Origin of the sequence: uncultured Thomasclavelia sp. (assembly GCF_944324745.1) — a bacterium.
Lineage (GTDB): Bacteria > Bacillota_I > Bacilli_A > Erysipelotrichales > Coprobacillaceae > Thomasclavelia.
Window position 1 is genome coordinate 1 of sequence record NZ_CALUXO010000038.1, and the last position, 24,592, is coordinate 24,592.

22 protein-coding genes and 1 tRNA gene are annotated in these 24,592 nt (G+C 29.1%); 18 read left to right on the forward strand and 5 right to left on the reverse strand.

The window, feature by feature from the left end; all coding sequences use genetic code 11:
- The first annotated feature begins 429 nt into the window (after positions 1–429).
- The 3 genes from Q0K54_RS04085 to Q0K54_RS04095 all read left to right on the forward strand — a co-directional run bounded on the left by Q0K54_RS04085 (position 430) and on the right by Q0K54_RS04095 (position 3,577).
- A complete protein-coding gene (locus tag Q0K54_RS04085) occupies positions 430–600 on the forward strand; it encodes a hypothetical protein (protein ID WP_294578588.1) in 171 nt (56 codons plus the stop codon).
- A gap of 218 nt (positions 601–818) precedes the next feature.
- Entirely contained in the window at positions 819–2,951 is a 2,133-nt protein-coding gene (locus Q0K54_RS04090) for a DUF1430 domain-containing protein (protein WP_294578589.1), read from the forward strand.
- The gene (locus Q0K54_RS04095) at positions 2,948–3,577 is read left to right on the forward strand and encodes an ABC transporter ATP-binding protein (protein ID WP_294578590.1); all 630 of its coding nucleotides are present in this window, start codon (positions 2,948–2,950) and stop codon (positions 3,575–3,577) included. Before Q0K54_RS04090 ends, Q0K54_RS04095 begins: the two co-directional genes overlap by 4 nt.
- A gap of 570 nt (positions 3,578–4,147) precedes the next feature.
- Here Q0K54_RS04095 and Q0K54_RS04100 read toward each other — a convergent pair.
- Positions 4,148–4,224, reverse strand: a tRNA-Arg gene (locus Q0K54_RS04100).
- Between the two features lie 103 nt (positions 4,225–4,327).
- Here Q0K54_RS04100 and Q0K54_RS04105 point away from each other — a divergent pair.
- The 10 genes from Q0K54_RS04105 to Q0K54_RS04150 all read left to right on the forward strand — a co-directional run bounded on the left by Q0K54_RS04105 (position 4,328) and on the right by Q0K54_RS04150 (position 12,010).
- On the forward strand, positions 4,328–5,065 hold the full coding sequence (locus tag Q0K54_RS04105) for a copper homeostasis protein CutC (protein ID WP_294578591.1): 738 nt from the start codon (positions 4,328–4,330) through the stop codon (positions 5,063–5,065).
- A 95-nt stretch (positions 5,066–5,160) separates the two neighbouring features.
- A complete protein-coding gene (locus tag Q0K54_RS04110; RefSeq protein WP_294578592.1) occupies positions 5,161–6,357 on the forward strand; it encodes an AI-2E family transporter in 1,197 nt (398 codons plus the stop codon).
- Between the two features lie 47 nt (positions 6,358–6,404).
- Positions 6,405–7,331: an alpha/beta fold hydrolase gene (locus Q0K54_RS04115; protein WP_294578593.1), complete on the forward strand. Its 927-nt coding sequence runs from the start codon at positions 6,405–6,407 to the stop codon at positions 7,329–7,331.
- A complete protein-coding gene (locus Q0K54_RS04120) occupies positions 7,324–7,752 on the forward strand; it encodes a GNAT family N-acetyltransferase (protein ID WP_294578594.1) in 429 nt (142 codons plus the stop codon). The genes Q0K54_RS04115 and Q0K54_RS04120 overlap by 8 nt, the downstream gene beginning before the upstream one ends.
- A gap of 60 nt (positions 7,753–7,812) precedes the next feature.
- A complete protein-coding gene (locus Q0K54_RS04125; protein ID WP_294578595.1) occupies positions 7,813–8,406 on the forward strand; it encodes a CDP-alcohol phosphatidyltransferase family protein in 594 nt (197 codons plus the stop codon).
- A complete protein-coding gene (locus tag Q0K54_RS04130; protein WP_294578596.1) occupies positions 8,387–8,767 on the forward strand; it encodes a hypothetical protein in 381 nt (126 codons plus the stop codon). The genes Q0K54_RS04125 and Q0K54_RS04130 overlap by 20 nt, the downstream gene beginning before the upstream one ends.
- Before the next feature lie 49 nt (positions 8,768–8,816).
- Complete coding sequence (locus Q0K54_RS04135; protein ID WP_294578597.1) at positions 8,817–8,999, forward strand: DUF5668 domain-containing protein; 183 nt, start codon at positions 8,817–8,819, stop codon at positions 8,997–8,999.
- Positions 9,000–9,096: 97 nt separating this feature from the next.
- Positions 9,097–10,614, forward strand: coding sequence for a 2,3-bisphosphoglycerate-independent phosphoglycerate mutase (gpmI, locus tag Q0K54_RS04140; protein ID WP_294578598.1), 1,518 nt, complete (start codon positions 9,097–9,099; stop codon positions 10,612–10,614).
- A complete protein-coding gene (locus Q0K54_RS04145; protein WP_294578599.1) occupies positions 10,614–11,129 on the forward strand; it encodes a thioredoxin family protein in 516 nt (171 codons plus the stop codon). Before gpmI ends, Q0K54_RS04145 begins: the two co-directional genes overlap by 1 nt.
- An 8-nt stretch (positions 11,130–11,137) precedes the next feature.
- Complete coding sequence (locus tag Q0K54_RS04150; RefSeq protein ID WP_294578600.1) at positions 11,138–12,010, forward strand: zinc ribbon domain-containing protein; 873 nt, start codon at positions 11,138–11,140, stop codon at positions 12,008–12,010.
- 42 nt (positions 12,011–12,052) lie between these two features.
- Here Q0K54_RS04150 and Q0K54_RS04155 read toward each other — a convergent pair whose 3' ends face one another.
- On the reverse strand, positions 12,053–12,397 hold the full coding sequence (locus tag Q0K54_RS04155; protein WP_294578601.1) for a helix-turn-helix domain-containing protein: 345 nt from the start codon (positions 12,395–12,397) through the stop codon (positions 12,053–12,055).
- Positions 12,398–12,610: 213 nt separating this feature from the next.
- Between Q0K54_RS04155 and Q0K54_RS04160 the strand changes: the two genes are divergently transcribed.
- From Q0K54_RS04160 to hisC, 4 genes are read left to right on the forward strand one after another with little or no spacing between them, the layout of a single operon-like run.
- Positions 12,611–13,318: a carboxylesterase gene (locus Q0K54_RS04160; RefSeq protein ID WP_294578602.1), complete on the forward strand. Its 708-nt coding sequence runs from the start codon at positions 12,611–12,613 to the stop codon at positions 13,316–13,318.
- 4 nt (positions 13,319–13,322) lie between these two features.
- Positions 13,323–14,282, forward strand: coding sequence for a 6-phosphofructokinase (gene pfkA, locus Q0K54_RS04165; protein WP_294578603.1), 960 nt, complete (start codon positions 13,323–13,325; stop codon positions 14,280–14,282).
- Positions 14,283–14,297: 15 nt separating this feature from the next.
- Complete coding sequence (locus Q0K54_RS04170; RefSeq protein WP_294578604.1) at positions 14,298–15,110, forward strand: HAD-IIB family hydrolase; 813 nt, start codon at positions 14,298–14,300, stop codon at positions 15,108–15,110.
- The gene (hisC, locus tag Q0K54_RS04175; protein ID WP_294578605.1) at positions 15,094–16,149 is read left to right on the forward strand and encodes a histidinol-phosphate transaminase; all 1,056 of its coding nucleotides are present in this window, start codon (positions 15,094–15,096) and stop codon (positions 16,147–16,149) included. Before Q0K54_RS04170 ends, hisC begins: the two co-directional genes overlap by 17 nt.
- An 18-nt stretch (positions 16,150–16,167) precedes the next feature.
- Here the strand turns inward: hisC and Q0K54_RS04180 are convergent, their stop codons facing one another.
- Positions 16,168–16,896, reverse strand: coding sequence for a YaaA family protein (locus tag Q0K54_RS04180; RefSeq protein WP_294578606.1), 729 nt, complete (start codon positions 16,894–16,896; stop codon positions 16,168–16,170).
- 59 nt (positions 16,897–16,955) lie between these two features.
- Here Q0K54_RS04180 and Q0K54_RS04185 point away from each other — a divergent pair, with 59 nt between their 5' ends.
- Positions 16,956–17,969 (forward strand): nucleoid-associated protein, encoded by a 1,014-nt coding sequence (locus Q0K54_RS04185; protein WP_294578607.1) that lies wholly within the window; start codon positions 16,956–16,958, stop codon positions 17,967–17,969.
- A gap of 25 nt (positions 17,970–17,994) precedes the next feature.
- Here the strand turns inward: Q0K54_RS04185 and Q0K54_RS04190 are convergent, their stop codons facing one another.
- On the reverse strand, positions 17,995–21,690 hold the full coding sequence (locus Q0K54_RS04190) for a UvrD-helicase domain-containing protein (RefSeq protein ID WP_294578608.1): 3,696 nt from the start codon (positions 21,688–21,690) through the stop codon (positions 17,995–17,997).
- Positions 21,680–24,556: a PD-(D/E)XK nuclease family protein gene (locus Q0K54_RS04195; RefSeq protein ID WP_294578609.1), complete on the reverse strand. Its 2,877-nt coding sequence runs from the start codon at positions 24,554–24,556 to the stop codon at positions 21,680–21,682. The genes Q0K54_RS04190 and Q0K54_RS04195 overlap by 11 nt, the downstream gene beginning before the upstream one ends.
- Between the last annotated feature and the right edge of the window lie 36 nt (positions 24,557–24,592).

Consider the following 24,592-nt stretch of genomic DNA (forward strand, 5'->3'; position numbering starts at 1 on the left):
ATTCTTCATTATTCATATTTATTTAATATCACAGGTCCATCTTATCGAATCAAAGATAAATTAAATCCTAAAAAAACTGAGAACACTTAATTGCAACAAATTGGTCAAATTATCTTGACTTTTATACCCCTAATACCCCCTTCCAATTTACATACCGAAAGAAAGTTATAAGGTATTGAATATATGTTATCCTATAGAATACATCAATATTAGTATTCTACGAAGTAAAATTGCATTTTGTGCATAAAACGTAGAGAATTTATTGACAATATGTTAAATTTTGGTAAAGGGATAGTTAATCAAACAATATAAATAATAAATATTCAAAATATTAAAATAAAAAAGTATTGAGGAAAGGAGGATATAATAAAATATTTTGAGATATCATATATTTAAGGGATTCTCATAAAAAACAAAGGGGTGAAAAAAATGTTAAGAAGAATGAGAAAATATATTGCAGGTATTTTAGTATTAATGATTCTAAGCGTTTCAGTTGTATCAGCTCAAACATTTGTTACTTGTCAACAGAAAAAACAAACTGGACATGGATATTATCAGGCAAATTGTAGTGGTAATTCTCTAAGAATGACATGTTATTAGAGTGATTCTAGCGAAAGATATCATGTAAATAATTATATAGGTGTAAGTGGTAATGATTATAAATATCTTGTTGGTGTAAATGCTGGAAGAAGAAATGGAAGTCATAGTCAAAATGTAGGCACAGCATATAATGCTTATTATCATGTACATCATTACACAGTTAATTTAATACAATAAAAGGCTATATAGCCTTTTATTTATAAATGGAAGTTTTTATTATGAAAATAAAAAAATTCTTAATAATAATAGCTGTTTTATTATCTCTTACGGTCAGTTATTATCTGGTAAAAAACTATAATTTTAATTTGGTAGTTAGATATCATTCTTATCAAGATTATGTCAGTATTGTTGAAAATAAAGCAGTAGTACCACTAAGTATCGTTACTAAAGACAATTTTCAGGCAGATTTATTTATTGAAAAATTAAAAGAATCTTTTGACGATAGAACCTTTGTAATCACATCAGTTGATAAAGATGAACAAGATCGAAATATCTATAATACTATTCTATATAGTAATAATGAAGATTTGATTAAAGATCTGGCTTTAAGAAAGGCAAAGGGATTATCTTTTGATAATAATGATGAAGGTTACTACAGCAGTGATTTTTATGATGAAAATGCTACCGATTACCTGGAAATAATTGATAATCAATTATTTGATACTTATCATGAACAAGTTAGAATTATGACTTTAAATACTGGTAAAGAAATTTTAGCTGATAGTAATGGTTTTATGTTGTTCTTTTTTGATGATGATCCAGTAACGTTAGAAAAAGAATTTGCAGATTTTTTAGAAACAACAGGTCTTAGAAATCAGATTAGTTTTTCTAATTTTTATGAAGGATACTCAGGAGTTGCAATCAATGATTTGATGATGGATGGAATGAGGGATATAAGAATTATTACTCTATGTGTATTAATAATTTATGTTTTGTTTTTTGTAATCTTAATTTATAAAAAGCGTAAAACAATATTGATTCAAAATATTCATGGGATTTCACTAGCTAATATCTTGTCTAAAGATTTGGTAAAAACTTTTATATTTCATTTTATTATTTTTGTTTTTGGTATTTTAGCTGGTACAAATCTATTGACTTCAGGGAAAGTTTTTGATGAAAAAGATTTGATAAATCAAATAATTGAGATAATTAAGTTGGTTGGATTTGGCTATATTTTTGCCATCTTGATAATATATTTTTTATTAAAAACAATGCTTAGAATTAATAACATCAAAAAATCAGAACAATCTACCAAAAATTTATTTATCATGTTGGCAGTTAAAATTGTTTTCTTGATTGCAGTATCTACTAGCTTTATCAATATAACTGGTCAAACAGTAAAACAAGTAAAACTCTATTTATTCTTTAATAAATATTATGATGTACTAGAAAATCTAGCTACAGTAGGTGTTCTTTATCCATCAGTTTCAGATTCACATACAGTATTTGAATATTATTTTAATCATGGTGGTTATTATGCTGATTTTGATACTTATGAAACTAATACATATGAATTTTTACAGGAAACATTTGGTGATGATATGGATGAAGAAGAATTACAAGCTTCAGCATTAGAATATCCAGTTATTTATGCTAATACAGACTATATTGATTCATTTAATCGGCCTATCTACAAGACCGATGGAACTGAAATAGATTTAAGCAAAATTGATGAAAATATAATGTTGGTACCTGAAAAATGCCGATTAGATGATTTTTCAAAGTACAGTAATGGCATTGATGAGAATATCGAGGTTATCAAGATCAAAAATCCAGGGGCATATATTGATTATACGTTTAATACTGCTTATGAAGTAGTATTAGAAGATCCAATCATCTATATAATTACAAAATCTGATTTATTATCTAATCAATATTTAACCGTTCCACTAGATAAAATAAGTAGGGAAGAAATTACTGCTCAGGTATTAGAATTGACAGATAAGAAGGCTCAAATTGAAAGTAATCAAAATCAATTAGAGTTGGAAATGTATAATATTAAAAATACCTTAATTGATAATGGAATTCTATTTGTTTTATATCTGATCATTTATATCAGTATTATTTATCAAACTTTGTATCTTTTTATCGACGAATTTAAAAAATTGTTAATAATTGAGTATTTATTTGGTAAAACACGGTTACAACGATATGGAGACATTTTTGTTTTGAATTTATTAAGCTATTTTATACCACTATTTTGTTGCATTATTCTAAGAAATAATATAGCTGATTTGCTTAAGTTATATTCAATTACATATATTGGTGAAATTTTGGTAATGTATTTAATGATACATAAAATTGAAAGACATAATACAAGTATTATATTGAAAGGGGAAAGTGGACTATGAAAAATATCTTAGAAGTAAAAGATTTAAATAAATATTTTGGTAAACATCATGTATTAAAAGATATTAATTTTGAAGTTGCTAAACAAGATTTCTTCATTATTACTGGTCCATCAGGTTGTGGGAAATCAACCCTGCTCAATATTATTGGTATGTTAGATACATATGACAGTGGCAGTATCAAAATATTTGATCAGAATATCCCAAAACCATTTTCCAGAAAAGCCGAGAAGTTATTAAAAAATAAAATTGGATACTTGTTTCAAAATTTTGCTTTAGTTGAAAATGAAACTGTTAAATATAATTTAGAAATAATTATGGATGGTCAGAAAAAAACTAAAATCAAAAAAATTCAAGAAGCATTAAAACAAGTAAAACTGGAAGGTTATGAGGATAAAAAAATATATGAATGTTCTGGTGGCCAGCAACAAAGAATTGCTTTAGCAAGATTATTGATAAAACCATGTGAATTAATCTTAGCCGATGAACCGACTGGCAGTTTAGATCCACAAACTAAGGAAGAAATTATCAATATTCTATTAGAACTTAATCGTGATGGAAAAACTATTGTAATGGTAACTCATGATGAGCAGTTATTAAAATATGCTACTAAACGATTAGAATTATGAGAAAATAGAATGATTGGAATTGATTTAATCATATAAGAAGAAAATGCTAGATTATATTGTTATTACATTTGTGCTTTATTTATCAATATATAAAAAATTAAACAGCATAATTAAATATGATTATAATGTCCTTATCTTCAATATTTAACAGATTAACGATATCATTATGTATATAGCTCCTTTCCATGATTATCTAGCCAATGCCCATGATAAAGTGAGCTGTAAAACAACGGTTATGAAAAATAACTGTTGTTTTATTTTTAATCAATAAGTTTATCATCTTAAAGTTATCTTTTAAAAATCAGTCTTCTAGAGAATTCGAATAGCTAGAAGTTACTGTATTTAACAATTTAATTTGTAGATCTATGTTTTGAGTTAATGATATATCTATTGGAAACTTTATTTAAGATGTAAATAACTAAATGTCAGATTCAAGTTTAACGATTTATGATATTTTGCATAATAGTAATAATATTAATACTCAAAGATTTAAATTTAATAAAAATAGCAGTTTTAAATGAAGTTATTACGTAATTTAGTACTTCAAAACTGCTATTTGTTAGTAATTTCTGGCGTCCACGAGAGGATTTGAACCTCCGACCCCATGCTTAGGAGGCATGTGCTCTATCCAGCTGAGCTACGTGGACATAATTTATTCTTAATGATTTTAACATCACTTGAGTTAAAAAGCAAATTATTATAACTATGGTTGAAAAAATGCTATAATGGTTAAAAAGGTGAGGTGGAAAAATGAGTAAGATTTTAGAAGTGTGTTGTGGTAGTTATTATGATGCTATACAGGCTGAAAATGGTGGAGCACGTAGAATTGAATTAAATAGTGCTTTACAGATGGGAGGTTTGACACCATCAATGGCAACATTGTTGAAAGTCAAAGAAAATACTAACTTAGAAGTTATATGTATGGTTAGACCTCGTGGAGCGGGATTTTGTTATAATGAAGAAGAGTTTGAAACAATGAAGTTAGATGCTGAAATATTATTAGATAATGGTGCTGATGGAATCGCATTTGGTTGTCTAACGGCTGAAGGGGATATTAATATTAAACAGACCAGGGAAATGGTTGATATTATTAAGTCTTATCATAAAACAGCTGTTTTCCATCGGGCAATTGATTGTGTAATGGATATTGATGAATCAATAAATATTTTAATAACTATTGGAGTTGATCGAATCTTGACCAGTGGCATGCAAGAAAAAGCTTATCAAGGACGTCGTATGATTAAATATTTACAAGATGCTTACGGTAAAAGTATCGAGATATTAGCTGGTAGTGGAATTAACGATCAAAATGTTTTAGATTTGATTAAATTTACTGGTGTCCAGCAAGTTCATAGTTCCTGCAAAGAATGGCTTTTAGATCCTACTACTCATTTAAATAATGCTGATTTTGGCTATCATGGTGATGATTATGATGCTGTAAATTATGAACTGGTAGAAAGATTAGTTGAATTAGTTGAAAATGAATAGCATTTTAAACTCTGTTACCTTGGTAATGGGGTTTTATTTTTAGCCGGCTGTGGTATAATACCGTTTAAGAAGTTAAACAAACCAGGAGTGATTAGATGAAGTTATTTGATTTAGATGATGAACTAAAAAAACAAATTAAACCAGGTTTGATTATTGCTGGGTTTACAGTTTTTCTGATTTATATATTATTTAATTTAGGAAATATTGTAAATATAATTGCTCGGTTTTTAGGGCTGTTAGAATATTTGATTTTTGGTACTGTAATTGCCTATGTTTTAAACCAGCCAATGAAGTTAATTGAAGGGTTTATTGAAAGAAATAATAAACCAAATACTTTCTGGTATAAAAAGAAACGTGGTTTGGCGATGTTACTTACGCTTATTTTGTTTGTTGTATTATTAGTGACGATTGCCAGCATTGTTATTCCTAGTATTATTCAAAGTTTGATTTCTGTTATGAGTAATATTTCTAATTTATTGAATTCGATATTTGATAATATTGATAAAATATTTATTTATTTTAATAGTGATTTTCGAACTCATGATATTGAAAGTGTTAATGAGCTAATTAATATGCCTTGGCAAAATATCGTTCGAGGACTTTTAGAGTTTTTAACTAAAAATGCTGATGGTTTGATGGCTAATGCTACAAATTTTTTGGGTACCGTTGGGGTCATGTTTACTAGTTTTATTTTTTCATTATATTTACTAGGAAACAAAGAAAAGTTTTTATGTCAGTTTCGTAAATTGATAGGAGCTATTTTTGGTTATAAGATATCTAAAGCATTATTTAAATATGCGCATAAAACTAATGTCATTTTTTCTAGTTTTATTACTGGTCAATTGCTAGAGGCCTGTATTTTATGGGTATTATATTTTACAACTATGCATCTATTTGGTTTTCCATATCCTGAGTTGATTGCTACGATAATTGCTGTTTTTTCGTTTGTTCCATTTTTTGGTCCCATTGCAGCAATGTTTGTTGGGGCAGTTTTGATTTTATCAGAAAATGCTATTACTGCGTTATTATTCATGATTTATTTTCAGGTTTTATCGCAAATAGAAGATAATTTAATTTATCCTCGAGTTGTTGGTAGTTCGGTGGGATTACCAGGAATCTGGGTATTATTATCAATCTTTATTTTCAGCAATCTTTTCGGGGTGTTTGGCACAATTATCGCAGTTCCTTCTAGTGCTTGTATTTATACTTTGGTCAAAGAAGTAGTTAATAAGGTATTAAAAAGAAGAAAATTAGTAATTACGCTTGATACAATTGAACAAAAAAATGATTAACCTGATTATCAGGTTTTTCTTTTAATCAATAACGATGGGGGTGTAACATGGAGATACTAACAGTTAAATCAAATTTTGATCAATTACCATTATCAGTGGCCATTGCTACTCCTAAACAACCTAAAGCTATTGTTCAAATTGTTCATGGCATGTGTGAACATAAAGAACGTTATTTTGCTTTTATGGATTATTTAGTCGGTGCTGGTTTTGCTGTTATTATTCATGACCAACGTGGTCATGGTCAAAGTGTTTTATCAAAAGATGATTTAGGTTATTTTTATCAAGATGGGGCTACGGTGATGATTGAAGATACTTATCAATTAACACAATTGATTAAAGCCAGATTTAATGATTTGCCATTATTTTTAATGGGACATTCGATGGGATCATTTGTTGTCAGGTGTTATTTAGATCGTTATAAACATGCGATTGATGGTTTACTTGTTTGTGGGAGTCCTAGTTATAATCGATTAGCTAAACTAGGAAAACTGATTTGTTTATTAATGCAAAAGATCAAGGGAGACCACTATCGAAGTCAAATGATTGCTAAAATGTCAATTGGTTTATATAATCGTAATTTCACTATACCTAATGAATGGATTTGTAGTGATAGCCGGATTGTTAATCAATTTAACCAAGATGAATTATGTAATTTTAATTTTACTGTTAACGGTTATTATAATTTATTGGATTTAATGATTCGTACTTATCGTAAACGATTAGATGGAATTAATAGTGATTTACCAGTTTTATTTATTTCTGGACGTCAAGATCCTTGTATAGTTAATCCTGAAAGCTTTATCAAAGCAGTGAATCAGTTTAGACATCGCGGATATTTAAATGTCGTATCAATTTTGTTTGATGATATGCGACATGAAATCTTAAATGAAACTAATAAAGAAGAAGTATATACTACGATTGTTAATTATTTAAATCGTTGGACTAATGATATAGGGGGAAAGATTAATGAGTGAATTTAATTATCAGTATAATTATGGAAAAAAAGATTTTGATGCGGCAAAAATGATTCGACAAAAAGTTTTTGTAGAAGAGCAGGGCTTTTCTAATGAATTTGATGAAATTGATGATAAAGCTTATCATCTAGTTATTTATCAAGATAATTTACCACTGGCCACTGGGAGAATGTATCCTAAAGATGATCAAACGATGATTTTAGGAAGAATTGCAGTTTTAAAACCATATCGTAAACATCATTTAGGTTCTAAAATAGTTATCGGATTGGAAGATAAAGCTCGTGAATTGGGCTATATGAAAACTGAATTATCAGCGCAACAGCAGGCAATGTCATTTTATCAAAAACTAGGCTATATTTCTTATGGTGATGTTTATTATGATGAATGGTGTCCCCATGTTTCCATGTCAAAACAACTTTAACATTACTTTAATTGACTTATTATGACAGTATAATATAATTAAGTAAAAAGAGGGATTGAAATGGAAAAAATGAAAGATAAAACAAATTTTTTTAATATACCAAACTGTCTGTGTTATTTTCGAATCTTTTTAATACCGGTTTTTCTATTAGTATATTTTTACGCAGAATTTAAGTATCATTATCTAGTAGCGGCTTTAATTCTAGTTTTATCAGGACTCAGTGATTTTTTAGATGGATTTATTGCCCGTAAATTTAATATGATTACAGATTTTGGTAAATTGATTGATCCTATAGCTGATAAATTAACGCAGTTTACGATTGCTATTACGTTATTATTTAGTTATCCCTTAGCATGGATCTTGCTAATTATTATTGTAATTAAAGATGGAATGCTTGGTCTAGTTGGTTTGTATTTATTTGATTATGGTTTAAAAATAAAAGGAGCTTCCTGGTGGGGAAAAATTGCTACAGCTTATTTTTATGTCGTAGTTATTTTATTGATTGGTTTACATATTCCAAATACTTTTGCCAGTCAGGTGATGATTTTTTCAAGTAGTGCTTTGATGTTTTTATCATTTATATTATATGCTAAGGAATTAAGAGAAATGGTTAAAAATAAGGAAAAATTACGCAATGAACAAAAGAACAGTTAAAGAAGAATGTTATCTGGATATGCTTGAAGATGAAGTTAATAGCGTGGAATCAGTTTTGAATTATATTGACAAAGTCAAAAAGAAAGTTGGAGTTTTTGATGATGAAGTAATTCAAAAGGATTTGATCCGTTCATACTTTGATTTAGAATTAGCCTTAGCATCACTTTGTATCTTACTTAGAAAAATGTCAGAAAATATGTTTATTTATATTGATGAAGATATCCGGCGAGATATTAACAGTATCATCCATTCAAATAAATTTGAGTATCATGATCATGAAAAGATTTATGTTTATTCTAAAAAAGGCAAAGAGCCAATCGAATTAAATCGTTTATTACAGTTTGCCCGTTCCTTTCTCTAATCGACAAATTCATTAGATGACCATTGCTATAATATCATTGGTGGTTAAAATGGATTTTAGGAAGAATGCGGGAATTGTCTTAATTATGCTGGGGATCATTTTAACGATGGATCGTACCCAGGATTTTCAGGGAATTGTCAGTACAATTGCATATTATATTAAAGGATATTGGCCGTTAATTCTTTGTTTTTTTGGGATTTATATTTTAAGTTCTCCTAAAAAGAAAAAGTGAACAACAACTATTGATTAAACTATCAATAGTTGTTTTAATTTATTGATTATTAACCCTAAACAAGTTATAATTGTACGTGATAACGGAGGATGTATAAATGAAAAAAAGACCTATAGTATTATGTATCTTGGACGGATACGGATTAAGTGAACGAATTGATGGTAATGCAGTTAGACTTGCCAATACACCAAATTTAGATGACCTGATGGCTATTTATCCAACAACTACAATTAAGGCTTCAGGAATGCCAGTTGGTTTACCTGATGGACAAATGGGTAATAGTGAAGTTGGACATATGAACATCGGAGCTGGTAGAACTGTTTACCAATCATTAACTTTAATTAATAAAGCTTTAAATGATGGAACATTTTATCAAAATGAAGAATTTTTAAAAGCAATTAAAAATGCCAAAGATAATAATAAAAAATTACATATTTGGGGATTATTATCAAATGGTGGGGTGCATTCATCAAATGAACATATGTATGCATTATTAAAATTAGCTAAACAAGAAGGATTAGAAAAAGTTTATGTTCATGCTTTCTTAGATGGACGTGACGTTGCTCCTGATAGCGGTGTTGATTTTGTTCAAGAATTAGTTGACAAAATCGCTGAAATCGGAGTTGGTGAAATTGCTACTGTAGCTGGTAGATACTATGCTATGGACCGTGATAAAAGATTTGATCGTGTTGAATTAGCTTTCAATGCTATTGTTAATCATGAAGGTGAAAACTTTGATGATCCGGTTCAATATGTTAAAGATTCATACGAAAAAGAAGTATATGATGAATTCGTAGTACCAGGTTACAACAAAAGCGTTGATGGACAAGTTGAAGACGGAGATTCAATTATCTTTGCTAACTTTAGACCAGATAGAGCAATTCAATTATCTACAGTTATTACTAATGATGGATTCTATGATTATGAATTCAAAAACGTACCAAAAGATATTACATTTGTCTGCATGATGAAATATGCTGATAGTGTTAATGGAAGCATTGCTTTTTCATTAGCTAAATTAACAAATACTTTTGGTGATTATATTGCTGAAAAAGGATTGACTCAATTACGTATTGCTGAAACTGAAAAGTATGCTCACGTAACTTTCTTCTTTGATGGTGGTGTAGACAAAGAAATCAAAGGTGCTACTCGAGTATTGATCAATTCTCCAAAAGTAGCTACTTATGATTTACAACCAGAAATGTCTGCTTATGAAGTTAAAGATAAATTAATCGAAGAATTAGATAAAGATATTCATGATGTTGTTATCGTAAACTTTGCTAACTGTGACATGGTAGGACACACTGGGGTAATTCCAGCTGCCATCAAAGCTGTAAGTGTTGTTGATGAATGTGTAGGAGCTGTTTATGATAAAGTCTTTGAATTAGGTGGGACAATGTTAATTACTGCTGATCATGGTAACAGTGAAATGTTATTAGATGAAGAAGGTAATCCATTTACTGCCCATACAACTAATGACGTACCATTAATTGTAACTAACAGCCACTTGGAATTAAAAGAAGGTGGAAAATTAGGTGATTTAGCACCAACAATGTTACAATTATTAGGATTAGAAATTCCTGAAGAAATGGATGGACAATCTTTACTTAAATAATGAAAAAAATAATTACTTTCATTATAATGATATTATTGATTAGTGGATGCCAGTTTGCATCCATTAATCATATTCAAAAAGATACTAGTTTATCAGGAATTCATGAGCTAAATTATCAGGAATTAGAAGAAAAATTAAACAGTGACGATTTGTTTGTTTTATATATTGGTCGACCTGATTGTGGGGATTGTCAAGAATTCTATCCAATATTGACGGCATATTTACAAGAAAATGAAGGAGTTTATCTTTATTATTTAAATATCCAGGCTTTTCGTGATGCTGCGATGCAAGAAGATGCTAGTGATGACGAAATTGCATTTTATGATAATATGCGCGAAGAACTTGATTTTGATTGGACACCTACGTTAAAATTAGTTAATAATGGTGAAACAATTGATGAGTATACTTATTTAAGTAGTGAATACTATGAAATCGAAGATGAAGAAAAACGCGCCCAGGCTAAACAAGAATATATTGATGAATTTGAAACCTGGATGAGCAATATTTATGAGTAGGTGATTTAATGAAGAAATGTCCATATTGTAAAAAGAATATCCCAGATAGCGCTAAAGTTTGCCCTCATTGTGGTAATCGTTTAGAAAAAGGCTATCAGCCCATGAAAAGAACTAATTCTTTTCCTAACTATATTTATATGATCTTAGCTTTGATTTTGGTCTTTTCACCAATTCTTACTACTATCATGTTTGGAAGCTTTTTAAATGATAGTGTTACAACAGGTGAGAATGCTCCAACGACACCGGAAAATACCATTACGTTAGGGCCACTTGGCAATGTTGATGCTTCATCAGAAATAATTGAATATCAGTTTAATTCATTAGATGATTTTAGTGATTTAGTTACTAATAGTGGTACTTATGTTGATAAAATTAAAGCAGTGGAAAATGATTTAGAAACAATTGCTAAAAAATATAATGAAGATGTTTCAATTAATAAAGATTATAATTTCTATGTTACTAATCAAAATAATGTTTATAGTGATATTACATATCAGATTACTGTTAATGATCAGGAAAATATTCAAATTTCATTAAATTATGATTTATCTGGAAAAACTAACGAGTTTGAATTGATTGATAATATGAGTGGTTTTGAAACTTTTGAGGCTATGAAGATAAATGATCAAAGCTGTCTGCTAGCCAAGGAAATAGTTACTTTATTCACTGATGAAACTGAATTTAGTTGCTTTAATCAAGTTGGCGAAGAGTTTAATGGTTTAGAAGGAAGTATTAATAATCAAAGTTTAGGTAACTATGGTTTAGGGGTAAATGAAAGTCAAGATGAAACTAAGGTAGCAATGCGAATCCTTGGATATGAACAAGATTATCGATTCCGTTTGACTTATCGTAGTGAAATTAACATGGATAAATTAGTTTAGGCACTTAATCAAGTGCCTTTTTTAATGTCTAGAATTATTTAATTATTGTTCATCTTTTTGTTGAGCTAGAAAAGCAATAAAATCTCTTACCATCTTACATTTATAATCAGAGACTTGAATAGTTGTTGGTAAATCGACATAGGTATTTTCTTGATCACGAATTTCATCTAAATTAATAGGCTTATTAGTATAACCTAAAATATAGTCAGAAGTTACATTAAAATATTCGACCATTGCTCTTAAAACTTTAGTGCTAGGATCTCTAGTTCCTTGTTCATAGGCAGCTAAAGTTCTAGGTTTAACTCCTAAAATCTTGGCTAACTCTGGTCGTTTTAGATTATGTTCATCTCGTAAATATGCGATTCGTTCACCAGTTAATCTAGACATTGTTTTCACCTCTTTTGTATTATAGGTTAATAAAGTTAATTTTATTAAAAAGTACACAAAATAGACTAAAAAATTAAATAATGTATACAATAGGTGTTAATTAACCGTTTATTTAACACAAAAGTTTCTTTAAAGAAAATAAGAGATAACGGTAATTAGATTTAATATTTTGGTTAAACATGTTATAATCATAGATAAAAAGTAGGTGAATTTATGGAAAAAAGGAAAATAATGATTGCCGGTATTCCAGCAATCATTTGGGGCCATGAAAGTGATCAAGTATTCATTGCAGTTCATGGCAATAAATCAAATAAAGAAGATTCAATAATAGAACTTTTAGCCACCTTGGCTGATAAAAAGGGTTATCAAGTTATTAGTTTTGATCTGCCAGAGCATGGACAACGAAAAGAAGAAGCAACACAATGCAAGGTTCAAAACTGTATTATTGAATTAAAAAATATTTTTAATTATGCTTTAAAAAACTATCGGACCATTAGTCTATTTGGTTGCAGTTTAGGTGCTTATTTTAGTTTGATGGCTTATCCAGAGATTATTTTTAAACAGGTTATATTTGTATCGCCGGTTGTTAATATGTTAGCTATTTTAGATAATATGATGAGATGGTTTAACATCAGTGAAGAAACGTTAAAAGAAAAACAAATTATCAGTTTACCGATCGATGAGACTTTATATTATGATTATTATAGTTTTGTCAAAGAACATCCGGTTTCTAAATGGAAAAGTTTAACAGCGGTATTATATGGTGAAAATGATGATACGGTATCATTTGCAGATATTAATGATTTTTGTCACCAATTTCAAGGACAATTGACAGTTATGAAAGATGGTGAACACTATTTTCATAGTGAAACACAACTAGCGTTTGTAAAAGAGTGGTTAGATCAAAGAATAAAGGAGTGAAAAAATGCCAAGAATTGCAGTTTTAACTTCAGGTGGTGATGCTCCAGGGATGAATGGCGCTATTCGGGCTATCGTCCGGGTAGGAATTAAACACGGGTTTGAAGTTTATGGAGTTTATGAAGGTTATCAAGGACTAGTACAAGGAAAAATAAAAAAATTAGGGTATAGTGATGTTTCAGAAATCTTAGCTCGAGGGGGTACGATTTTGGAGTCATCAAGACTGCCAGAATTTATTGAAGATTGGGTTCAAGAACAGGCGATTGCTCAGTTACAAAAATATAAAATAGAAAATTTAGTTGTAATTGGTGGCGATGGTAGCTATCGTGGAGCTTTAGCATTATCAAAAAAAGGCATTAATTGTATTGCCATTCCAGGAACAATTGATAATGATATTAATGGGACCGATGAAACCATTGGTTTCCATACCGCTTTGTATAATATTATTGATGCGGTTAATAAGCTTCGGGATACTTCAAGTAGTCATCATCGTTGTTTTGTTGTTGAAGTAATGGGAAATAATGCTGATAATCTTGCTTTATATTCAGCGATTGCCTGTGGCAGCGAATTAGTTATTACTAAAAAAACCGGATATGATGAAGATTATATTATTAATGAATTAATAAAAAATGAGGAAGTTTACCATAAACGTCATGCAATAGTTATTGCCAGTGAACGAATTTTTGACGTGGAAAAATTAGCTAAGCGAATTAGTGATCAAACTGGTTTTTCAGGACGTTCGATAGTTTTAGGGCATATTCAACGTGGTGGTTCACCGGTACCTGAGGATCGAATTTTAGCATCTAGAATGGCTAATAAAGCTATTTCACTAATTGAAGAAGGTGAAAATGGTAAATGTGTTTGTTTAGAAGATGGCCATATTGTAGCTAAAGAAATTGAAACAGCCCTAAATGAAGATAATAAAAATAATCAAAGATTATATCAGTTATTTGAAGATTTAGTTTAAAAACTGGGAGGGACCATGAAGAAGATTTTATTTAGTGATATGGATGGTACGGTGATTGATGGTGATCAGTTAATTAATCAAGATGATAAATTACTATTAGATAAGTTTAGTCAAATGGGTAATCTTGTTGTCTTTAATACTGGACGCAATTTTCAAGAAGCTCAAAATGCCATTAAACAATTCAATTTTTATTATGACTATTTGATTTTAAATAATGGGGCCCAAATAGTTGATCAAAGTGGGAATGAATTATTTAAAAAAGTTATTGCTCGTGATATTGGGATTGAAATCATTGATCATTGTTTACAATTTGCAAACTTGTGGATTTATTTTTATGATGGTAAAAAGACTCTAGCCTATTTTCAAGGTAATACTTATAAATATGATGATCATGGTAAATTAATGATAACTAATGATGATGATTTTAAAAAAACATATTCTAAGATCAAGGAATTTGATATAATTGCTTTACATCAAGATGACCAGCAAATCGATGATTTATTAAAAATTCAGGCATTTCTAAAAGAAAATTATAGATATGATGTTCAAGGAACATTAAATAATTTTTATTTAGATATTACACCAGGAAATTGTAGTAAAGGTACTGGAATTAAAAAATTATTAGACTTACTGGCCGAAAAGATGATTAGTTATGCCATTGGTGATTCATATAATGATATTAGTATGTTTGAATATGTTGATTACGGCTGTACTTTTAATCATGTCAACAACGAAATAGCTAAATATGCTAATGTTCAAGTAACCAATGTTGCAAAGTTAATTACCAAGATACTAGAAGGGGGAAATAAAGATGAGCTGGCAAGATAAATTACGACCAGTTGAGCCATATGTAGCGGGGGAACAGCCTAAAATCGTGGACATGATTAAATTGAACACGAATGAAAATCCATATGGACCAAGTGAAACAATTAAGGAAGTTTTAAAAAATATTGATATCGATAAACTAAGATTATATCCAAGCAGTGATGCCGATGATTTAAAAAAAGCTTTAGCTAATTATTATCATCTAAATGAAGATCAGGTTTTTCTAGGAAATGGTTCTGATGAGGTTTTAGCGTTAACTTTTTTAACGTTTTTTAATGGAACTGATCCGGTTTTATTTCCGGATATAACTTATTCATTCTATCCGGTTTACTGTGATTTATATCAGATGAAATATCAACAGATTCCTTTAGATGCTGATTTTAAAATTAATTTAGCGGCTTTTAATCAACCTAATAGTGGTATTATTTTTCCTAATCCCAATGCTCCAACCGGTTTATTAGTTGATTTAGAATTTATTGAAACAATTTTACAAAACAACCAAGATAGTATTGTTGTTATTGATGAGGCTTATATTGATTTTGGCGGAACCAGCTGTGTACCTTTAATTAATAAATATGATAACCTTATCGTCACTCAAACATATTCAAAATCACGCTCATTAGCTGGAATTCGTTTAGGAATTGCTCTAGGAAGTAAAGAAGCTATCAAACATCTTTATGATGTTAAAAACTCTTTTAATTCTTACCCAATTGATTATCTGGCACAACAGGTTTGCTTAGCGAGTATCTTAGATGATCAAGATACAAAAACTAAATGTGCTAAAGTAATTAAAACTAGAGAGTGGGTCAAAGAGAAATTAAAACAGTTAGGTTTTATCGTCCCTGATAGTTATGCTAACTTTGTCTTTGTCAAACATCCCGATATTTCTGGAGAAGAATTGTTTTTAGCGTTAAGAAAAGTTGGTATTATTGTTCGTCACTGGAATCAACCACGAATCGAAGAGTATTTACGAATTAGTATTGGAACTGATGAACAAATGAAACGACTAATCAGTTTTTTAAAAAAATATTTACAAAAATAACCAGATCGATCGATCTGGTTATAATTTTTGATAAACTTTTAAACTATCACGAAGAAATACTAAATTATTTTTAGTTGAAAGTTCTTCTTGGTAAATATAATCATCAACAATTAAGGCTTTTAACTGTTCGAAAGTAGTAATCTTTTGTTTGACCATTGCCTCTAACATCTTGCCACGAGCTTGTTTAACACGCATCGAATTACGAACTAGACGATCACTTTTTCTTTCGACAAAATCAATGTTAATAATATTAGGATGTTCAACCATTTTATTAAATTCTTTTGAAGCTAAGGAAATGATGTAGTCATCATTAGAAAAATACTCTTTAACTGGATCATGCCAGAATGAATATAAATCAAAATCTAGTTTCATCGTCATATCTAAACGATAAGGATAGATACCCGTATGATATTTTAAAACCCCATAATAAGCTGATAGGATTGCTAAATGCTCGTCCAGGTAGTCAAAGTCATCTTTTTGATAACTGTTTAATGAGAGCTGTTTAAAAACAGTTCCCTGATAACAATATAATGCCGGGGTCATCAAAGGATTATCGTCATGATAATAATCATAAACTTGACTGGATAATTTAAAAGATATTTTCATTAAGTCATGTAACTCTTCAATTGAAAATTTACTTAAATATTGATGTAATTTATCAGTTTTTGATTCAAATAGTAACTCTGTTGGTTTAACAGCATTTAATTTAGGTTTCATTGTTTTAGCCGGAGCTACAATTATTTTCATTTCAATCACCAAGATAATTATATCGTAATTAAAAAAAATATGATATACTTTTGTTGGTGATGAAAGTGAATAATACAATTATAATTGATAAAATATTAATCCACATGCTAGATTTAGAACATAGTAAAGTTATCTATTCGGATACCTTTATTAATCTAGTTGAAGGAACAACTGAATATTACGATAAAAAAATTCAAAAATGCTTTAGTAATACCGGGATCAAAGAATTGGTAGTTGGAAGTGAACATCATTTAATTACGGCAGCTACTAAAATGTTAGAAAGCGATGAAGCTTTTAAAGAAGAATCAATTAAAATAACTCAGGATTTATTTGACTTATGTAAAAAAATTGAAGAAATGCCTAATGCTAATTTGATGTTTGTAGAATTAAAACTAAATGGGGTCAAATATATTTTAATAATTAAATTAAACTATAAAATGATGCCAATGAGCGTAATTGAAGAAATTGATGGAAAACAAAGCATTCGTTTTGTCAATCAACAAATTTTGCCAAATAAAACATCAGCAGTTGAAGAAGCAATTATTATTAATGTCGAAGAAAAAGTTATTTCTATCATTGAAAAACGATTTATGATTGATGGAAAACCTGGATATTATTTGAATGAACAATATATCAAAGGTGAACCAAAGTTAACCGATAAACAAAAAATGAGTATCATCAATAAAGTAGTTAAAAAAGTTGATAGTCAATATAATGTTGTTGATGGCGATCCATTACCATTAGTTAAAAAAGAACTAGTAGATCTAGTTAAATCTCATCGTCCAGTTAAACCAATGGAAGTAGCTAAAAAAGTTATGGGTGATGATTATAATGCCAGTGAAGAAGTAGAAGTTAATATGAAAGATATGGGAATTGAAGAAGATGATGAAATCATTAATGTTCCAATTTCTTTAGAACGGATGTCACGTTGTAAACTGGTTTTAGATGATGATCGCGTAATCGAATTAAATGTCGAAGATTATCTAGAGGGTGTCGATATTGAAAAGCAGGTTGATCCTGATGGTAAATCACGGATTATTTTATCAAATATTCAAGATATTATCGTAAAATAATAAACCTGGTGAACCAGGTTTATTTTTAAAAGATGACATAACGGTCAATATATAAATAATATACTAAAGCTTCAATCTTAGTTTGAGGAAAAACTCGAGCTAAGATTTTTTTGTAATATTCTAATTGCATCTGATGTAAACTGATTAAAGTTGCTTCATCAACATTAGCTTTCAACCGATCAGTTTTATAATCAATCACGGTTATTTTATCTTCGTTAATACAAACAGCATCGAAAATTCCATGAATGATCTGACCGTCTTCAAGCATTGAAAACTCTTTTTCTTTATAAAGATGTAAACTATTAGCCATTAAGGTAAATACATCGCTAGTTATAAATTTTTCAATATGTGGCAAATAACGTTCAATAACCTGCCAAGCCTGGTTATCAAAAAGTTGATAGCTTTTGATGCGTTGTATTTCTTTAGATAGATCAAGATCATTACTAATATTTAATTGTTCTAAAAAACTATGAATTATCGTACCCCTTGAAGAAGCTTCGATATTTTCATCATTTAAATCATAGCTTGCTGGGATGAACTCGCGATCACCGTCAGCTATTTTTTTAGTAACGGCAATAGTTTTATCTCCAGGATTATCAAAAGGATAATGATAGTTTTGATAATGGTCATATAATGCTAGATCAACTTTGGTTTCATCATCATTGGTGATGATGATTTGCTGATCGATATCATCGTGACTAAAAATATTAATAGAAAAACGACTATGTTTAGTGTTATCTTGGATTAACTGTTTGTTTTGATGAATCATGATAGTTTGAAAATTATGTTTGATCAAGTCAACTGTTTCATCATCATAGTTATCATCTAATAAGGTTTTATTAATTCCTTGAGCAATGATATCATCATGGGACATGATAGCTATCATCAGCCAGTCAAGATAACTGTTTTGACGACGGGCATTATGATATAGGATTACTTTATCTTGATCACGAGGATTTTTGATAAAATCAGTTCCATTATTTATTACATAATCTTGCCATCGAGCCAGATCATTAACATCTTTAATTAATCCGGTTAAAATTAATTTTTGCGAAGCTCGAGTTAATGCCACATAGAAAATACGCATTTCTTCATTAATTGCTTCATTGGTTTGGTAGTTGCCAATAATTTTACGATATTTATTATCATATTCAATAATAGCATCATGATATGGCTCTAGATCAGTTTTAATTCTTGGCTTCATGGCAATACCTAACTGTTTATCACTGATAATTTGTTCTCTGGCATCTTGCTGGTTAAATTTATTATGCAGATTAGAGACAAAAACAATAGGGAATTCTAATCCTTTGGATTTATGAATGGTCATAAACGAAACGACATTATCATCATGGCTGGAAACTGTTGCTGGTGACATGCCTATACCATTATCTAACAAATTAGTAAAGCTGGTTGTGATTTTATTTAATGATTCATCTTTTTGTTCTTCTAATTTTTGAATAAACAGCTCCACGTTAGCCACTCTTTGTCCGCCGTTGATCAAAGAAGCTAAAAATGGTAAATATTGGCTGTCGTCTAAAAATTTTAACAGTCCCTCTTTTACAGTATGAGTATTAAAATATTCACGCATTTGCTGATAATAATCTAAAAAAGCTTGTAATCTTTGAAAATCAGTTCCTTTTGCTGCAATATAATTGATAATATTATCATAAATTGAAATACTATCATCTTGACGGATACTGGCCATAAGATTTTCATCAAAATTACTGATCAAATAATTACCCATCATTAAACTAGTCATTGCAATATCATCTAAATGATTATTAAAAGCTTTTAAGACATGAATTAAATCAATAATTTCAATTTCCTGTAAAAATCCCTGCGATAAAACAATATGACTAGGAATAGCATAACGATTAAAGATCTTTTTAAAAGCAATAAAGCTACGGGTATTACGCATCAAGACAACAATATCACGATAATTCGTTAAACGTAAACTATGATCATAATTTTCTAATTCCAGCTTACCAACGATATCCTGAATTCGTTTGGCAACCATCTTGGCTTCGATTTCAGCATCAGTATTATTACTACCAGTTTGATATGATAATAAAATTTCACTAGTAAATTGATTTTGTGATTCAATGCGCTGATTAGCCTTTTTAGTAACCATTTCTTTTTCTTCGATTTCCTTAGCGCCTTCTTTTCGTAAATAATCATAATTTAACTTAGCACTGTCATCTAAATAATAATCCAAACCGCCAATATCTTTGTCCATAATTTGATTGAAAATATAGTTGACGCTATCTAAGACAATCTTGTTGGAACGATAATTATAGCGTAAATCGATTCGCTTTGTACCTGGTAGCTGATTGAAAGTTAAATATTTTTGATTAAAGATTTCGGGATCAGCTTCACGGAAACGATAGATCGATTGTTTCATATCACCAACCATAAAGCGATTGATCTTTGGCTCTTGATAATTAGCAATTTTATTAATTAAAGTTTCTTGAATCTGATTAGTATCTTGATATTCATCAATCATAATTTCTTTTAACTGATGATAGAGCAAGTCAACTACCTGGTATTGGGGCTCTAAAAGTTCTAACGCATAGGCTTCTAGATCATTGAAGTCTAAAATGTTATTAGCTTGTTTATATTGTTTATAGGCTGCTTTGAATTCATTTAAATAAGTTACCAGCTGTTCAATTGGTTCCAAGGACGTTTGTAAAACCTGTTTAAATTCTTCAAGATCATCATAAACTAAATCATTAAACTTGCTTTGATAAAACTTGACGATGTTATTTTTTCGACGATTATATTCAGCTTTGTATTCTTCATTATTTTCATTAAATAACCCACGACTATCATAGCTTTTGATTAATTTAGCTTTACTGGCAAAAATGATTTGTTCAATGTCATTATTGTCAAGTGCTTTTAGTAAATCAAAATAATATTTTAAATGCGCATCATATGGTGATGGTAAATTAGCTTTTTTAGGATTATCATCAAATGGATTTTGATAATAAAAACTTAATTGATGGGTAGCAGCATAGTTAGCTAACTCATAAACTTTATTTAATCCCATGATTGCCTGTTGCTTTAATAATTTAATGACCTGTGGGGTAATAGGCCAGGTTTGATATGACTGATCAGTTAGGATATGCTGGTAAATATTAGTTTTGATTTCTTCAAGATACTGGTCGAAATTATAAATAGTATTGCTTAAGTTTTCAAATTTAAAGATTGCGCCTTTAAATTTTTGAAAATAATAATCCGCAAAGTAGGTACCAACAAAGTCATTAAACTGATCATCTTGACACCATTTAGCTAAACATTGATCTAAAACTTGATGCTTGATTAAAGTCGGATCACTACAAATTTCAAAATTACTATTTAAATTAATTAAGTATCCGTATTGTTTTAACAAAGTACTACAAAATCCATGGAAGTTTGTAATATAAGCTTTCGGTAATAACTGTTTTTGTTTAAGTAAGTGGTCTTTTAATTCAGTCGAAATATCTTCTTGTAAACGTTGTTGTAAAGTGGCCTCTAAGCGCTGTTTCATTTCTAAGGCTGCAGCATTAGTAAAGGTTAAAACTAACAGGGAATCAACATTATAACCATCATCTTCAATTAGTGACATGATACGGTTAACTAAGATTTTTGTTTTTCCAGAACCAGCAGGAGCTGAAACTAAAATGGAACAATTACGAGTTTCTACTGCTTCTTGTTGGCCACTATTTAACGAACTAACCGGCATTTTCTTCACCTTCCTTAATTAAGTATTCTAAATTTTCGTCATTTACTAATGTATATTCATTATAAAATACATCAAAATTACAAATAGCACGATAGTTACAATATGTACAAGGATTGACCTTGGTAAAAATAGCTGGATCATTGCTGCCTTTAGGGGCAATGGCAATATTACCACTTTCAAGTTGCTGGTAAAGTGTTTCAATATGACCAGTGACATAGTCAATTAATCGCTTTAAAGCAAAACTACTTAAAATATTACCTTTATAACTATCATCCTTTTTGACATAACGAGCTTTGATAATATTAGAACTTGTATCAAAATCATTATCGATGTTAGTTACGATTTTTTCATTAACATAACCATTCATTCGATATTGTTTAAAATAGTTTTCGCTTAATTCTGCTTCATTAATTTTTTTAGTACTGCTTAAAATTCTTCTTTTAGTATTAAAGTATAATAAAGCTCCTAAATCTAATTGATATTTACTGGCTAAAGTATCTAAATATAGCAGCATTTGAATATTAAAACCTTGAATAGCCAGTGAAATATCTAAATCTTTGTTGCTGGATTTATAGTCAATGATTTTCAAATAATTTTCATATTGATCAACGCGATCAACGATTCCGGTAAATTTAAAATCTGGATATTGACGGTTGATTTCTAATTCACTTTCAATAATATTAAAATCAGATGCCTGTAATTGCTGGTTTAAAACAATGATCGTATTAATCAAATCTTGACTGATCATTCTAATAATATAATGATTATTATAGTTGGTTAGACGGTCTAATAATTGATTGTCACTTAGATATTGATTGATTGTCTGGTGAATCATCGTTTTTAAATTATTAAGATCTAATTCTTTTTGACTGAACAAATCTTTGCTTTGTTCTAAGACATAATGAACGATCGAACCGATTTCGTTGGTTTGAAAGATTACTTGTTTAAATGGATATATTTTTAAGCCGTATTGATGATAATACTTATAAGGACAGCCATTATATGTTTCTAATTTACTAGCTGATAGATAGTTAGAAAATAAAGGAACTGATAAAGTAACTGGCTGATTTTTATTTTGTTTATAATAAGCAATCATTTGATTTATCGCTTCTTTTTGAGTAGTTTGACCACCTTTTAAATACAGATTTTTAAGTAAGCTGGCATGAAGATAATCTTTGGATATATCAAGATTTTTAATATCAAACAGCTGTTTTAATTGGGTATATAATGATGATTTTAATAGCGGTTGTCCATCAATGGTGCCATTAGCAAAACTGATAACAACAAAATTATCATTGCTGTTTAAAACCTTTAGAATATTATTTTGGTTGACAGCAATTTTAAAGTTTAAATCAGGTAATTTCAAACATTGATAATCATGATCTAATAATATTCCCGTATCTTTAAATTGTTCAGGAACAACGGTTTCATTAACTCCAGTTAAATAGATTTGCTTACAGTTGATAATTCCGCTATAAGGCTGATGATAATTTAATAAGTATATATGATCTTGGTATAGGATTTTATCTTCTTTTAATTGCGGTTTTAATTGATTAACTAATAAATTAAAGTCATTTAAAGTAAAACTTTGATCACTAGTTAGATCTTTAAAGAAATTTATTAGCAGTAAAGAATTTTCATTAGTTATCATTTCTTGATTAATAAAATCAATCATCACTTTAGAAAAATCAGTTAAACTACGACAATTATCAAAACAATAATTATTAAACGAATCAGGAATTCTTTTAGTTTCAATATAGATTTTTTTAATTTTATCAACAAAATTATAATCACTGTATTTTTTAAGAACTTTAGTATCAATTAAATCAATCAAATCATCATTTTGGTGATTTAATTGATATTTAAGCAATAATAAACAGGCTTCTAATTCTTTAAAGACTCGATTTTGCGTTAAGTTATGGGGAATATTAAAATTAGCCAAGGTTTCTAAAAGTAATGTTTGATATTCTTGATTAGGATAATAAATAGCATAATCATGATAATGTCCTTGATTATCCACTAAATCACGATAAATATTTAACACAACACTTTCAATTTCTGCTTTTGGAGTTGTCTGAATAATCGTATATAATGGATTATTTCCTGGATATTTTGGTGCCTGTAAAGAAAAAGTATATTGGTTTAAATGGTTTAAATAGCCGCTATCATGATTATCATTAATGGTTTCTGAAGTCAGATAACTTAGATATGGCTGATTTAAATCACGAGCATCATTATTACATGTTAATAAAACAATAACATCGCTGTATTTTGATAATTGTTTAACAAAATGATAATGATGTTTGGTTAAGACTTTTTCAGTAATGAAATAATAATGATTGTTGGCAATTTGATCATCCAGTTGCTCCAACAATAAATCAGCAACTTTGAATACTTTATCATTTAAATTTGATTCTTTAATTTGAAAATATAGTTCAATTATAGTTTCCATCTTTGTTTTAGACATAGCTGGAATATTGTTTAGGACGTTTTTATCAAGTTCTTCTAAATAAAATAGATCATAGATATCTAATAATTCACTAATTAAGTCGATTTTATTGGGAGTATTAAATAGATTATCATCGCTTTCAATTAGTAATTTAATGATTAAAATTTTATCTAATTTACTATATTCTTGAATATTGATATGATAAATACTAAGCAATTTTGTGATTAACTGTTTATAAGTGATTATTTGAATATTGAATAGAGTATCAATGTAATTGAAACAAGCTTCTTCAAAAAATAAAGGATCATCAACAATCAAATAGTAAGTATCAAAAATGTTGTTTTGAGCTTGTTTGATAGTTGTTTGAATCAGTTTTTTTATATTAGTGGTATAATTTAGATTACAGATAGTTTTCATGAAATTCCTCCGTTATTATAGTTAAAATAAATAAAA

Bases quoted from the DNA above. Each gene is read 5' to 3' on its own strand.
- Q0K54_RS04085 (WP_294578588.1), top strand. From the start codon at position 430: ATGTTAAGAAGAATGAGAAAATATATTGCAGGTATTTTAGTATTAATG.
- Q0K54_RS04090 (WP_294578589.1), top strand. From the start codon at position 819: ATGAAAATAAAAAAATTCTTAATAATAATAGCTGTTTTATTATCTCTT.
- Q0K54_RS04095 (WP_294578590.1), top strand. From the start codon at position 2,948: ATGAAAAATATCTTAGAAGTAAAAGATTTAAATAAATATTTTGGTAAA.
- Q0K54_RS04105 (WP_294578591.1), top strand. From the start codon at position 4,328: ATGAGTAAGATTTTAGAAGTGTGTTGTGGTAGTTATTATGATGCTATA.
- Q0K54_RS04110 (WP_294578592.1), top strand. From the start codon at position 5,161: ATGAAGTTATTTGATTTAGATGATGAACTAAAAAAACAAATTAAACCA.
- Q0K54_RS04115 (WP_294578593.1), top strand. From the start codon at position 6,405: ATGGAGATACTAACAGTTAAATCAAATTTTGATCAATTACCATTATCA.
- Q0K54_RS04120 (WP_294578594.1), top strand. From the start codon at position 7,324: ATGAGTGAATTTAATTATCAGTATAATTATGGAAAAAAAGATTTTGAT.
- Q0K54_RS04125 (WP_294578595.1), top strand. From the start codon at position 7,813: ATGGAAAAAATGAAAGATAAAACAAATTTTTTTAATATACCAAACTGT.
- Q0K54_RS04130 (WP_294578596.1), top strand. From the start codon at position 8,387: ATGAACAAAAGAACAGTTAAAGAAGAATGTTATCTGGATATGCTTGAA.
- Q0K54_RS04135 (WP_294578597.1), top strand. From the start codon at position 8,817: ATGGATTTTAGGAAGAATGCGGGAATTGTCTTAATTATGCTGGGGATC.
- gpmI (WP_294578598.1), top strand. From the start codon at position 9,097: ATGAAAAAAAGACCTATAGTATTATGTATCTTGGACGGATACGGATTA.
- Q0K54_RS04145 (WP_294578599.1), top strand. From the start codon at position 10,614: ATGAAAAAAATAATTACTTTCATTATAATGATATTATTGATTAGTGGA.
- Q0K54_RS04150 (WP_294578600.1), top strand. From the start codon at position 11,138: ATGAAGAAATGTCCATATTGTAAAAAGAATATCCCAGATAGCGCTAAA.
- Q0K54_RS04155 (WP_294578601.1), bottom strand. From the start codon at position 12,397: ATGTCTAGATTAACTGGTGAACGAATCGCATATTTACGAGATGAACAT.
- Q0K54_RS04160 (WP_294578602.1), top strand. From the start codon at position 12,611: ATGGAAAAAAGGAAAATAATGATTGCCGGTATTCCAGCAATCATTTGG.
- pfkA (WP_294578603.1), top strand. From the start codon at position 13,323: ATGCCAAGAATTGCAGTTTTAACTTCAGGTGGTGATGCTCCAGGGATG.
- Q0K54_RS04170 (WP_294578604.1), top strand. From the start codon at position 14,298: ATGAAGAAGATTTTATTTAGTGATATGGATGGTACGGTGATTGATGGT.
- hisC (WP_294578605.1), top strand. From the start codon at position 15,094: ATGAGCTGGCAAGATAAATTACGACCAGTTGAGCCATATGTAGCGGGG.
- Q0K54_RS04180 (WP_294578606.1), bottom strand. From the start codon at position 16,896: ATGAAAATAATTGTAGCTCCGGCTAAAACAATGAAACCTAAATTAAAT.
- Q0K54_RS04185 (WP_294578607.1), top strand. From the start codon at position 16,956: ATGAAAGTGAATAATACAATTATAATTGATAAAATATTAATCCACATG.
- Q0K54_RS04190 (WP_294578608.1), bottom strand. From the start codon at position 21,690: ATGCCGGTTAGTTCGTTAAATAGTGGCCAACAAGAAGCAGTAGAAACT.
- Q0K54_RS04195 (WP_294578609.1), bottom strand. From the start codon at position 24,556: ATGAAAACTATCTGTAATCTAAATTATACCACTAATATAAAAAAACTG.